We start from the raw sequence: 12,234 nt of genomic DNA, 5'->3' as shown, positions 1-12,234 counted from the left end.
TGTGTACTGGAGGGTCACGCGGTCGGTACTCCGCGCGGCCGCCGCGCCGCTCAGCAGGCGTTCGGGCAGAGGGAGTTCGGGCGAAGCGGATGCGGTCCGGCCGGACGGGCGGTCATGCCGCCGCCCGGCCGGGTGGGCCGGTGACGTGACCGGAAGCAGACGAACGCGGGTCGAGGATCAGCCGCGGCCGGCGCCGGCCGCGCGGTCCAGAGCGCTCTTGGCGGCCTGCTCGTCCTGTCCCAGCAGGGCCTTCTCCAGGCTGTGGTCCTCGTGCCGGGAGAACCGCTCGCCCTCCGCGACGTCCTCCTTGCTGAGCACGCGTCCGCACCACTCGCCCTGGTCGCCGGTGTGGTCGTCGAAGGGCACGGCCCCGCCCTCGCCGAGGACCGCCCAGGCGCCCGCGTGCCAGCGCAGGGCGAGCAGGTAGGTGTGGCCGGTCTGGAGGCGGGGCGCGTCGGTGGCCATCTGGGCGACCCGGGTGCCGCTGGAGCGGTAGACGTCCCAGCCGGGGCCGACCACGTCGAAGGCGGGGCCGAGGCTGTGCCGGGGTGCGGTGCGCGACCACAGTCTGCTGTCGGTGCGGAAGCTCACCAGCCGGTCCGTCGCGTACGCCACGGGCCCCTTGGCGTAGGTCCGCCGGTTCGTCTCCCGCTCCCCGGTCGGACTGGCGACGACGACGTGGTCGGCGTACGACACCCAGTCCTTCGCCGTCTGGGACGGATACAGGTCCGCCGTGGTGCCGCAGCCCGCCACCGTCTCCAGCCCCGGCCTGCCGACCAGCACGCCGGCGACGACGCCGACGGCGGCCAGCAGTGCGGCGACCGGCCGGCCCGGCCGGCGCCGAGGCATGGCGAATCGTTCCCCCATGATGATGAAGCCCCCTGTGCGTCCCGTCTCCCCTGTCCGGCGGCGGAGGTGGTCAAGATCCGCGAGCCGCGTTGATCACCTTAAGGAGGGCCGAACGAAAGTGAACAAGAATCACCTCTGGTGCGCACAGAACTGTGACGTGGGAGGAGCGGCCGGGCGGCTCAGCAGCCGGCGCGGGACGGGACGAACTCCAGTCGGGCGTGGCCGGCCGCGGCCTGGGCGTCGCCGTAGACCGAGCTGCTGACCTGGTACCAGACGTCGTCCCGCCGCTTGTCGCCGTTCACGTCGTTCAGCTCCACGCACCACTTCTCGGGGCGCACGGTCTCGCGGTAGGTCTCGGTGCCGCGGTGGACCTTGGTGCAGGACCGGTACCGCTCGGTCGTGTACCAGGTACGGGTGGTGCGTCTGCGGCCGGTGCCGCCGGTGGCGGTGTGCCGGACCCGGCGGGTGGCGGTGGTGCACGTGCCGACCAGGCGGGGCCGGGTGGCCCGGGTGGTCTTCGCGGTGACGTGCCGGACGGCGTCCTTCAGCCCGTGCACGGTGTTGTCGTCCCGCACGGTGCCGTCCTGGGCGGCGGAGGTGCCACCGGAGCCGAAGCCGGTGCCGGAGTCAGTGCCGGTGCCGGTGCCGGTGCCGGTGCCCGTGCCCGTCGCCGGGTCGGTGCGGGTGTCGTCCTGTTCGTAACTGACGCCGTCGTCGCTCCCGCTCCCGCTTCCGGTCCCGTCCCCGGAGCACGCGCCCAGCGTGCCGATCAGAATCGCTATGGCTCCGCTCATCAGGAGTCGCTTACCGAACATGTATCCCCACCCTGTGAAGCGTGCCGAAGACCGGCCGATCATCGTTCGACCACCGGACGGTGATCCGGCCGATTCTGCACGGAACCCCGCCGCGGGCGCGAGACAGAGCGGGTATAGCGTCGCGCAGTGGACGAAGGAGGGTGAGCCGGATGGCCGAGCTGACCGTGGGCCGGCTGCTGACGTCGTGGCAGCCGGACGTGCCGGCGCTGCTGCTGGTCGTGCTCCTGGGCGGCCTGTACGCCTGGGGCGTGCGGCGCGTGCGCGCCGGGGGAGGCGCCTGGTCGGCGGGCCGGACCGCCGCGTTCGCGGGACTGGGCCTGGGCGCGCTGGTCGTCGCGACGATGTCGGGCCTGGCCGTCTACGACCATGTGCTGTTCTGGCCCGCGGCCGTGCAGAACATCCTGCTCGACCTGGTGGCCCCGCTCGGCCTGGCCCTGGGCGACCCGCTGCGCCTGGCCACCGAGGCGCTGCCGGCGCCCGCGGCGGCCCGGCTGCGCCGCGCGATGACCGGCCGCCTGGTCCGCCTCCTCACCTTCCCGCTGGTCAGCACGGCGCTGGTGCTGGCCACCGAGCTGACGGTCTACTTCACCCCGTACTTCGCCACCGCACTGAGGGTGGGTTGGCTGCACGAGTTGATGTACCTGCACCTGCTGGTGGCGGGCTGCCTCTTCGTCGTGCCGGTGCTGACCCGGGAGGAGACCCTGCCGGCCTGGTGCACCCACCCCGTACGGGCGGCCCTGGTCTTCCTGGACGGCGTGATCGACGCGGTCCCCGGGGTCGTCGTGATGACCCACGGCACGCTGATCGCCGGCGCCTGGTACCTGCACCACCACCCGGCCTGGGCCCCCGACGTCCGGCAGGACCAGCAGATCGGCGGCGGCGCGATGCTGAGCATCGCCGAGCTGGTCGCCCTGCCGTTCCTGCTGGCGATCCTGTTCCAGTGGGCGCGCGCGGAACGCGTCCAGACGGCGGCCCTCGACCGCCACCTGGACGAACAGCTGGCCCGGGTCCCCGCGCCCGCCCCGGCCGCCGCGTCCTCGACGGCTCCCGGCCCCGACTCTGCCTCCGTCTCCGCCCCCGTCCCCTCCGCCGAGCGGGTCCGCCCCTGGTGGGAGACGGAGGAGAACGAGGTGGCGGCGCGGATCCGCCGCCAGCACGGCGAGAAGTGACCTCGGCGGCCGCGCCCGCGGCGGCCGCCGCGGGCGCGCGAGGTGACCGGCTCACGCGGTCGCGAGGGACACCTCGGTCGCCTTGATCAGCGCCACGACCGGCGCACCGGCCGCCAGGCCGAGGTCGCCGACGGCGTCCCTGGTGATCGCCGCGGTGAGGTCCTGGCCCCCGGCCACGGCGACCTTGACCGTGGCCATCGCGCCGCCCGTGGCCACGTCGCTGACCGTGCCGGGCAGCTGGTTCCGGATGGACACCCCCGGCAGCCGGCCGGTGGCGAGCGCGACCTCGGTGGACTTCACCATCGCCCGTACGGCCGTACCCTCGGCGAGCCCCAGCTCCCGGACCGCCTCCAGGGTGATCGCGGCGGTCAGCTCCTGGCCGCCGTCGAGACGGACCTTCACGGTCGCCATCACCTCGCCCGGGGTGACGGCGGTGACCGTGCCGGGGATCTGGTTGCGGATGCTCAGACTCATGACGGGCCGCCCCTGGAGGAAGGAAAAGAGGAAGGAGAGAGAGAAGGAAAAGACGGATTGGCGGAGTTTGTGGCGACTCCGTTTCTCCAACCTAGCGCGGACCGCCTGCGCGAAGCCCAGGACGAGGCCGTGGCGCTGTCCGGGGTTTCCACGAGGAGCCGCGCCCCCCTCTGACGGTCCGTCCGTCGTCGTCGGGGCCCGGGTCGCGCCCGGCCCGTTCTCACGTCAGGTGGCGGCGGAAGAACCGGTTGCTGTCCTCCAGTTCGAACCACGGGGTGCCGGTGTGCCCGCCCAGATTGGCGTGCAGCGTCTTCTCCTTCGCGCCGAAGGCGTCGAACAGGTCCAGGGCCCGCTGCCGGGGGTTTCCCTCGTCGTCCCACTGCAGCAGGAACAGCAGCGGAACGGTGACCTGCCGGGCCTCCGCGCGCTGGGCGCGGGGTACGTAGCCCCCGGCGAAGAGGCCGGCGGCCGTGATGCGCGGCTCGGTCACCGCCAGCCGGATGCCGAGGGCCGTCCAGCCCGAGTAGCCGACCGGACCGGCGATCCCGGGCAGGGCGAGCAGGGCGTCCAGAGTGGTCCGCCATTCCGGGGCCGCGTGCTCGACCAGCGGGCCGACGAACGACTCGAAGATCTCGTCGACCGGCTCGCCGGCCCGCATCGCCCGGCGGAGGTCGGCGCGGGCCCGCTCGTCGGCGGCGGAACGGGGCCGGTCACCGCACCCGGCGGCGTCGATGGAGGCCACCGCGAAGCCGTACGCCGCGGTTTTCCGGGCTCGGGCCACCAGCCGGGCCTCGCCTTTGGGCAGGCCGTTGTTGTGGGCCATCAGGATCAGCGGGACCGGGGCGACGGATTCCGGCGTCCACAGGGTGCCGGGGATCTCGCCGAGGGTGAACTCGCGCGCGAGGACGCCGTCGTCGAGGCGCCGTTCGGAAGTGAAGTGCATGGTCGTGCCTTTCGGGAGTGCGCGGAAACGGCGCTCCCGGACGACCTATCGCCCGACCGCGACCCCGGAGGGGAGCACCCATGTCGATACAGCGTTCACGGGTACCACCTCCTCGTCTCTGGCACGGCCCGGCAACGCTAACAGCGGTCGCCGGGGCCCGCCAACGGGTTTTCGCCGCCGTCCGCGGCGGCCCAGGCGCTCCTGAGGACAGATCCGGCCCGGGGCAGGAAAATGGCAGAGGGCTGGACCGCGTGGCGGGCTGGACCATGCGCAGGGCTGGACCACGCCGCAGGCTGGACCATGCGCAGGGCCGGACCGCATGGACGGCTGGACCACCAGCCGTTTCCGCCGCCGTGCCCTGCCCGTTCCACCGCCACCGGATCGTCGTCCGGACGGAGGCAACCATGGGCGCAGTTCTCGGTGACGTGCTGGGTTTCGCGGCGGCCGTCGCGGTCAGCCCGCTTCCGATCATCGCCGTCATCCTCATCCTCGCCACGCCCCGAGGGCGGCTCAACGGCGTGCTCTTCACCGTCGGCTGGATCCTGGGGCTCGCGGTGCTCGGCGCGGTCATGCTGGCGATCGCCTCCCCGGCCGGCGCATCCGCCCACAAGCACCCGGCCACCTGGGTGGGCGCGGTCAAGCTCGCCCTGGGTCTCTTCCTCGTCGTCTTCGGTGCCCGGCAGTGGCACCGGCGCCCCAGGGATCCCGCACAGGCCCGGCTGCCGAAGTGGATGAGCGCGATAGACGGCCTCACGCCCGTCAAGATCTTCGCACTGGGAGTCGCCCTGGCCGCGCTCAACGCGAAGAACGCTCCGCTGACCATCGCCGCCGGAGCGACCATCGGCTCGGCAGGACTGCCGGTCGGGCAGCAGATCGCCGCCCTGGCGGTCTTCGTCGTGATCGCCACCCTCGGCCTGCTCGCCCCCCTGACGGTCTTCCTGGTCGGGGGAGAGCGAGCCAGGGCCACGCTCGGCAACTGGAAGGAGTGGGCGGCTCAGCACAACGTCGCCGTGATGGCGGTCCTGTTCTTCGTCCTCGGCCTGAAACTGCTCGGGGACGGCATCTCCATCCTCACCTCCTGACGGGCGCGGGCGCCGACGGGAGCACCGCGCTCGCACCCTGTCGCGGCCGACGGGCCGTGGCGTTCACTTGCGACGATCGTCATTGCGGAGGGGCACGGCAGACTATGACGGCCCGTTATGGTCACGGCACCAAAAAGGGCGAGGCCCGAAGACCCCGCCCGCCCCTAGAGGAACCTCAGCTCACGGCCACACCAGGCAGTACGGCTGATGCCCCGCCTCGTGCAACCGATGGCTGAAGTCCTGCCACTCGTGCAGCTATTGGAAGAGGCGGGGTTGTGACCTGTGCATTCTCGGTGAAACGTGCGTTGACCTGCGGGAACTCGTCTCGGTAGTTCTCACGGGTCAACGCCGTTTCCCAGGCTCATGTGCCCTGGATGCGCCCTCCGGGGACGTGGCTGGGGAGGCGCGTTCAGGCCCAGCTTTCGCGCCTAGGGCGCCGTGATGAGGGCAGTGATGCGGAGAAGGATCCCAGTCGGGCAGTGTCCGCGAGGGGTCTTGAGCTGTTTGGTAGGTGTACCCGTACGCATACGGCTTGGATGAACGCGGGGCCGCTGCATGCGGTCGAATCCCAGTGAGGCAGGGTGGGGGCCATGGTGACCTTGGCGAGTTCCCTGACGGGCGGTTCTGTGCGGGAGGCTTCTCACGCCTTGCTGGAGCCGGGCGGGCAGGCCCGAACTGTTTCTGTCTTCGGGACCGAGGCGCTGTGCTTCTACCGTCTGAACGAGGGCGAGCATGCGCGGCGCGAGGAAGTCTCCGCCGCCCGGGTGGATAAGCTGCCCGATCTTGAGTGCCTGCTGACACTCCCGGTGGACGTTCCTGTTCCGCTGCAATCGCTGGACTCGCCGGCGCGGCGGGCGGTGCGAGGGCTGCCGTCGGGAGCGGTGGAGCGAGACCGGAAGACGGTCACCCGACGTGCCGTGCGGCCCCTGCAGGTGGATCTCGCTGTGGTTCGCGCTTCCGGGTGGCGCCAGGGCCTTGAGCGAGCGGGCCAATTTGCTCCCTTCTGCCGCCGGGCCATGCTCTTGGACCGTCTTCCAGCCCGACTGGATGAGGTCCTCGTCGAGGCCGACTTCTACGGCATCGGCGTGTTCGTCGCCTCTGGAGACGAGGTCGAGCTGGTACTGGAGCCGGAGGACTACAGGCCGCCCCGGCACACCGCTGCGGCCTGGTGGTTCGTCGAGGATGTGTATCAGCGCCTACGCTCGGCGGCGGCTGTCTGAGCCGGTGTCTTGGCGGTTTCGGGAGTGGTCAACGCCCATCGATCGAGCTGCGCCGGAGGCTTGAACGCCTTCGGCTGCCTGATGGACGTGTTGATCAGTTCGTACTGATCGAGAGCTTTACGGCAGCGGTCGAACCACCACTGCTGGCGTGCTGTGCCGGGCTTGACCGAAGTCAGGGCACGCAGCCACTCCATGAGGACCGCGACGTTGTGTGCCGCCGCTGCGGCAGGAAGCTCGCCGCGGTTGCTTGTGAAGGCGTCCAGTGCGAGCTTGCCGGCACAGGCCGAGCAGAAGCAGACCGGAGCTTCGGCGCCACCGTAACGCTTGGCGATCGTCTCACCCAGGAAGAAGGCCATCAGGTCGGGGAAGAGAACGTGCGGTGACTGGACGGGGATGCTCTTGTTGGTCTGCGCTTTTTCGCCGGGGGCGACGACGTGCCGGTAGCGGCTGCTGGCGCCGAAGGCTGTGAAGGCGGCACCGAAGGCCAGCGCGCCGAATGCCGCGAGATCCGTGCGTAGCAGGGCAGCCCCGGGGACTTCCTCGATGACCTGCTTGAGATGGCTTACGGCCTTGGCGTAACGCGCCAGGGGGTCCATCTGTCCGCCCAGCATGATGGCCTTCGGCCCCTTGACCATCCGCAGGTAGGCGATGAGCTGGCGGGTCGATTCCTCGTCGCGTAGCCAGGAGACATCCACCGGAGCGGCGAAGATCACCTCTGGGTCGTCGAGTTCCAGGACACGGGTCACGGCGGCCCGGAGGGCATCGGAGTCCTCGGCCCTGATGTAGCCGGTGGGGGTCATGGGGAGCGTTGCTCCGGCGTCCCGCTGCTCGGCCAGAGACAGTTCCAGGGGATCGTCGAGGAAGAGCGTGGGCTCGACGTCGTAGGGGAAGGGGTTCTCCTCGGTCGCGGCGCTGACCTCGTACACCGCCGGGTCGATCAGGAGTGGAGCGGCGTAGCCCTCCCTGTATCGCAGGGCGCCGGCCTTCTTCACGGCGTCGGTGCCACACAGGATGAGCCCACTGCGTACCGGGTCGACCTGTCCCTGGACGTAGCCGAGCCGGGCGGCGCTGACCTGGATCAGCATGCGGCCCTGCAGACCGTTCAGGCTGTCCGGCCGGTCTGGCGCACCCGCAGCGTCGGGAGGCTCGGTCAGATCGGAGCGCGGACGAGGCAGCGGGGCGGAACGGTCGGTCATGGTCACCTTCGGAAGGCCGGGAATGATGATGAACCGGCGCCCTCGACGTACAGGCGCTGGAAGTCTTCAGGAAGCAGGTACGCGCAGGCAGCCGCATCCTCCAGAGTCATCTGGCGGTCGGTCAGCAAGGTGTTGACAAGGGCAACGAGGCGCTGCGGCTGCTCAGGGAGGACATCAACAGGCTCTGCGGTCCGGTAGCCGAGCGCTGACATCTCGATCATCAGGGTGCGGTACTGCCACTCGCTGACGGCGTTGAGCGTTTGGGCACGGCGCAGCAGCGCGCTCATGGAGACACCCCAAACCCGCTTCAGCTCCATCAGCTTGGCCAGATCGACGCCGCCGGAGAACGCCTGCCGGATATCGGAGGCAGGCATCAAGAACTCGGCAGCGAAGGCGTCGGCCTGCTTCTCCTGCGTGGACCCTGTGCCCGGCTCGTCATGCATCACCAGGTGACCCAGCTCGTGCGCGATGCTGAAGCGACGTCGGTCGCCCGGTGCCCGGGTGTTGACCAGGAGCAGAGGACGCCCGCCCGCTTCCCACTGGCTTACGGCGTCCAACAGGTCGCTGTCCAGGTCGCGGGTGATCACCAATGCGCCGGCATTCTCCAGCACCGCGACCATGTCGGGTACCGGACCGGGGGCCACGCTCCACTCCCTGCGGACTCGCCGGGCAGCGTCCTTCGGGGTGGTGAGGTCATCCAGTGGCACCCTGAAGAAGCGATGTGAGACTGGCGGCAATGCCGCTGCGGACGCCAGGCCGTTCAGCTGAATCCGTGAGAGCGCCACATGGGCGTGCACGCGTCGCAGAGCGGAGGCAGTCAGAGCTGCTTTCTTGCGGTGGTGGACCAGGCCCACCCCGATGCCGCTGACCTGCGGATCCAGGCACAGCAACTCAGGAGGGTAGCCAAGCGCGGCAGCGTACAGCTCAAGACGCTCATGTGTGACGACGAGACGACCAGCCTCGGCTCGGCTTACGTAGCCCTGGGAAACCGGCGTGGCGCCGCCTGGCGACGCCTTGGTCATAGCCGCGGCGACCTCAGCCTGCGTCAGCCCGCGGGACTCGCGCGCCAGCACGAGCATCCCCGGCTGCGCCTGCAGCTCAGTGATCGCCATACACGACACCACCTCGTATCAGACCTCAAAACAGTAGCACGAAATATTCCGCGAGTGATGCGAGGCTCTGTGGCGAGAGTGGCGCTGCGGCGTTCTTGTGCGCCCGCAAGATCTCAGCTGCGAGACCCGCTTCAGGGGGTGCCCTTGGGGCGGGGCTGTGACCTGTGGGAACGTCGGTCAGGCTGGGACAGGGCGCGGCTCGCCGTGGAAGACCTGGCGGGTGTGCCAGTCGCGGTGGGTGTCGGCAACAGGGCGCGCGCCTGGTTGTGGACCGACGATTGGGCGGCCCGCGAGGGCTATGACGTGGTCGCGAGCGGCGGGGCTGTGTCCGATAAAGCGCTGTGAGACCAGGATGCGGTGGTCGTCGCCCAGGCCGAGAACGCCCTTGTCGAAAAGCTTGTGGTGCAGCGAGCAGAGGCAGAGACCGTTCTCGATGTCATCGGGTCCGCCGAACGCCCACCAGCGCACATGGGCGGCTTCCAATCCGACGGGTACAGCGCCGATTCTGCCGTCATATCCGCGGAAGGCGCATCGATACTCGTAGGCGGTCAGCACCATCTCCCGCATCCGCCGGTCCCGCTGCCTCACTCTGGCCCTGAGCTGCTCGGCCTCCGTCGGTTCCAGGTCCAGTCCGAGGGCTTCGCACAATTCCGCGTGCAGAGAGGGTGGGAAATGCAGGTCGAGGATCAAGCGGGCGATTCTGCTGAGCAGTTCCGGTTCACGGTGCAGGGCCGCTCTCAAGTCCTGTGCGAGCCGGCCGGTGGCGCCCGTCTCGCGGAGGTCCCGTATCCCGCTGCCGGGGCTGCCCGGTCCGTGATCGGTGCGCACTTCCCAGACGCCGTCGCTGACCAGGTGGTGGAAGGGGTAGGCGGGTGTCGTCTTGTTGGGTGGGCCGTACTCGGTCAGCAGACGTTGCAGGTCCTGTTCCACCGCGGTGTATCGCAGTCCGCCCTCGGCGTCCTGCTGGAACCGGCCGAGGGCGTAAAGGAGCAGCAGCGGTTTGTGGGGGGCGCGCGTGCCGCTCCTGGTCCACTGCCTCAGCTTCGCTATCCGCTCCAGCCAGTCCATGGCGGCTGATCGTAGACGGGCCGCCAGAACGGGGGGAGTTGTCTTCCTCGCGTACTTCTGGATCGGCTTTGCTACGTGAAGGCAAGTCCCCGGAAGCTGTTGCGGATGTCGGTCAATGGCGCGCGGTCGCGCGTGTAGTAGAGCTTGTTGGTCAGGAGCACCGCCCAGCATTTCTTGGTGGGGGAGATCCACATCCCCGTGCCGGTGAAGCCGTAGTGGACCCAGACGTCCTCCCCGGTGGTGGTGCCGGGAGCGGGATGCCAGAACAGGCCACGAGCCGGCTGCAGCTCACCGGTCTCGATGGTCAGGGAGCGGGTGGTCCACTCGCTGCCGAAACCAGCCCGCACATGGGACGCGGCAGGGTCGAGCATGTACCGGAGGAAGGTGGCGAGGTCGTCGCGGACGGTGAAGACGCCTGCGATGCCGCAGACGCCGCCCAGGAGGCGGGCTGAGAAGTCGTGGGCGACTCCCTTGAGGTGGGTGTCGGTGTCCTGGTCGCGTTCGGTGGGCGCGCAGCGGGCGGCGACGTCGACGGGCAGGGGGCCGAATCGAGTGGAGGTCATCCCCAGGGGATGCCAGGTGCGGCCGGCGGCCAGCTGATCCAAGGGCTGACCGGAGAGGTGCTCGGCGAGGTAGCCGAGGATCAGGGCAGCTCGGTCGGTGTACTCGACGGCTTCTCCGGGTGTCCGGTGAAGTTGTTCTTGGAGGACGCCTCGGCGGATCTCGTGGGGGTTGGTGCCGTAGAGGTTCTTCAGCTGGGCTCGCAGTGGGACGCCGGCGGTGTGTGTCAGCAGCTGCCGGGCGGTGACGGATCCGAGTGGGTGCCTGGCGACTTCCTGCCAGAAGCTGCCGAGTGGCTGGTCGAGGTCGAGGGTTCCGTCCTCCCACAGGGCGCCGATGGATGACCAGACGGCCAGGATCTTGGTGAGGCTGGCGGCGTCGAAGACGGTGTCGGTGCGCATCGGCACGTCCGGCTCGTCGGGGTCGAGGACGCCGGTGGTGCCCTGGGCGAGGGTGCCGGTGGCGTCGCCGACGGCCCACACGGCGCCCGGATACACCTTGTCGCGGACTCCCTCGTCGAGCAGGGCTTCGATGCGGTCGCGGTCGTACGTCATGGTCTCCCTCTTCGCCGGGGGTGTCCCGTCGGTCAGCGTAGTGACGTTCGTGGAGCGGTTCGGGTAGTGACGTGTCGGGTCGTCTGACGGTCGGTTCAAGTGAGCTGTCGGCCGAGGTCGGTCAGGGATCGTGCGGTCGCCGAGAGGGGATAGCGTGCCGCGTTGGCATAGCTCGCCTGTCGGAGCGCGGTCAGCAGCCCGGGTGTCTTTCTCAGCCGGTCGAGGTCGCGCGCGAGTGCGGCGGAGTGGGTGAAGTCGGTGGCCATGCCGGAAGCGGCGAGGACTTCGTTGAGGCCGGGTACGGGCTGGTAGAGGACGGGGAGCCCGCACGCTTGGGCTTCCAGTGCGACCAGTCCCATGGCCTCCAGGGTGGTGGACGGCATGACCAGTACGTCGTGTTCGGTGAAGGCTTTCCACAGCTGTGGGCGACGGAGCCAGCCGAGGTAGTGGACTCGTACGCCGGCTCGTTGCAGCAGTGGGGCCAGTGCGTGGAACTGGGCTCTGGGCGCTGCGACGCTCAGGTCGACACCGGGCACGGGAGCCAGGCTTTTGATCAGGGCCTCGACACCTTTTTCTGCGGTCAGGCGTCCTGCGTACAGGAGCCGCAGGTGGGTGGTGGAGGTGCGTGCCGGCCGGGCGGGCGGGGCGGTGAGCAGGTGGTCGGGGATCCCCCAGGGGATATGGGTGATCTTGCGGCGTTCGATCTGCGGGGCGAGCTTGAGGAGGCGGTCGGCCATCGCGGTGGTCGGGACCACGATGGCGTCGGCGGCCCTGGCTGTTTCGCGTACCACCTGGAGCTGGTCTCGGTGGGTCTCGGCGAAGAGCAGGTCCGTGCCGTGGACGAGGGCGATCCGGGGATGCGAGGGCAGAGCCCGGATGAGGGCAGGAGTGGCGCCGAATGCGAGGTGCTGCAAGTGGAGGACGCCGATGTGTGTGGGATCGAGCGTGCCTGTAAGCGCTCTGCGCAGGGTGGCGACGTAGCGGCTGAAGGCCGTTCCTTCCAGGCATTTGCCCGCTACGGGGAGCACGTTGAGTCCGGCGGGTGGACGGGGAGCGTGACCAGGTGGTGCGAGCATGAAGGCGCGGGCCGGGATGAGGGGTTGCTGGCCGGTGTAGAGGTCGAGGAAGAGCTCGACGCTGCCGCCGCGGCTTCCGACGGGGAGATCCAGGAAGGTGGCGGCCATCGGACCG

General features: G+C 69.8%; 12 protein-coding genes. 3 read left to right on the top strand and 9 right to left on the bottom strand.

Annotated features, from left to right (window positions below):
• Positions 1–177: 177 nt before the first annotated feature.
• Together AB0M11_RS22310 and AB0M11_RS22305 are read right to left on the bottom strand one after the other, a co-directional pair.
• On the bottom strand, positions 178–867 hold the full coding sequence (locus tag AB0M11_RS22310) for a hypothetical protein (RefSeq protein WP_365708057.1): 690 nt from the start codon (positions 865–867) through the stop codon (positions 178–180).
• 161 nt (positions 868–1,028) lie between these two features.
• Entirely contained in the window at positions 1,029–1,643 is a 615-nt protein-coding gene (locus AB0M11_RS22305) for a hypothetical protein (RefSeq protein ID WP_365708055.1), read from the bottom strand.
• Between the two features lie 170 nt (positions 1,644–1,813).
• Between AB0M11_RS22305 and AB0M11_RS22300 the strand changes: the two genes are divergently transcribed.
• The gene (locus AB0M11_RS22300) at positions 1,814–2,833 is read left to right on the top strand and encodes a cytochrome c oxidase assembly protein (RefSeq protein WP_365708051.1); all 1,020 of its coding nucleotides are present in this window, start codon (positions 1,814–1,816) and stop codon (positions 2,831–2,833) included.
• Between the two features lie 51 nt (positions 2,834–2,884).
• Here AB0M11_RS22300 and AB0M11_RS22295 read toward each other — a convergent pair whose 3' ends face one another.
• Complete coding sequence (locus AB0M11_RS22295) at positions 2,885–3,307, bottom strand: TOBE domain-containing protein (RefSeq protein WP_365708049.1); 423 nt, start codon at positions 3,305–3,307, stop codon at positions 2,885–2,887.
• Between the two features lie 220 nt (positions 3,308–3,527).
• Positions 3,528–4,250: an alpha/beta hydrolase gene (locus tag AB0M11_RS22290; RefSeq protein ID WP_365708047.1), complete on the bottom strand. Its 723-nt coding sequence runs from the start codon at positions 4,248–4,250 to the stop codon at positions 3,528–3,530.
• Positions 4,251–4,654: 404 nt separating this feature from the next.
• Between AB0M11_RS22290 and AB0M11_RS22285 the strand changes: the two genes are divergently transcribed.
• On the top strand, positions 4,655–5,332 hold the full coding sequence (locus AB0M11_RS22285) for a GAP family protein (protein ID WP_365708045.1): 678 nt from the start codon (positions 4,655–4,657) through the stop codon (positions 5,330–5,332).
• 590 nt (positions 5,333–5,922) lie between these two features.
• Positions 5,923–6,552: a hypothetical protein gene (locus tag AB0M11_RS22280; RefSeq protein WP_365708043.1), complete on the top strand. Its 630-nt coding sequence runs from the start codon at positions 5,923–5,925 to the stop codon at positions 6,550–6,552.
• Here the strand turns inward: AB0M11_RS22280 and AB0M11_RS22275 are convergent.
• From AB0M11_RS22275 to AB0M11_RS22255, 5 genes are all read right to left on the bottom strand, one after another.
• Positions 6,522–7,748: a hypothetical protein gene (locus AB0M11_RS22275; RefSeq protein WP_365708041.1), complete on the bottom strand. Its 1,227-nt coding sequence runs from the start codon at positions 7,746–7,748 to the stop codon at positions 6,522–6,524. The genes AB0M11_RS22280 and AB0M11_RS22275 overlap by 31 nt on opposite strands.
• 2 nt (positions 7,749–7,750) lie before the next feature.
• A complete protein-coding gene (locus AB0M11_RS22270) occupies positions 7,751–8,860 on the bottom strand; it encodes an ImmA/IrrE family metallo-endopeptidase (RefSeq protein ID WP_365708039.1) in 1,110 nt (369 codons plus the stop codon).
• Positions 8,861–9,037: 177 nt separating this feature from the next.
• The gene (locus AB0M11_RS22265; protein ID WP_365708037.1) at positions 9,038–9,928 is read right to left on the bottom strand and encodes a phosphorothioated DNA-binding restriction endonuclease; all 891 of its coding nucleotides are present in this window, start codon (positions 9,926–9,928) and stop codon (positions 9,038–9,040) included.
• 71 nt (positions 9,929–9,999) lie between these two features.
• The gene (locus AB0M11_RS22260) at positions 10,000–11,043 is read right to left on the bottom strand and encodes a serine hydrolase domain-containing protein (RefSeq protein WP_365708035.1); all 1,044 of its coding nucleotides are present in this window, start codon (positions 11,041–11,043) and stop codon (positions 10,000–10,002) included.
• Between the two features lie 95 nt (positions 11,044–11,138).
• A complete protein-coding gene (locus tag AB0M11_RS22255; RefSeq protein WP_365708098.1) occupies positions 11,139–12,227 on the bottom strand; it encodes a glycosyltransferase family 4 protein in 1,089 nt (362 codons plus the stop codon).
• Positions 12,228–12,234: the final 7 nt, after the last annotated feature.

It is taken from the genome of Streptomyces sp. NPDC051987, assembly GCF_040680735.1.
Classification (GTDB): domain Bacteria; phylum Actinomycetota; class Actinomycetes; order Streptomycetales; family Streptomycetaceae; genus Streptomyces.
This window is presented reverse-complemented; position numbering and strand designations above follow the sequence as displayed.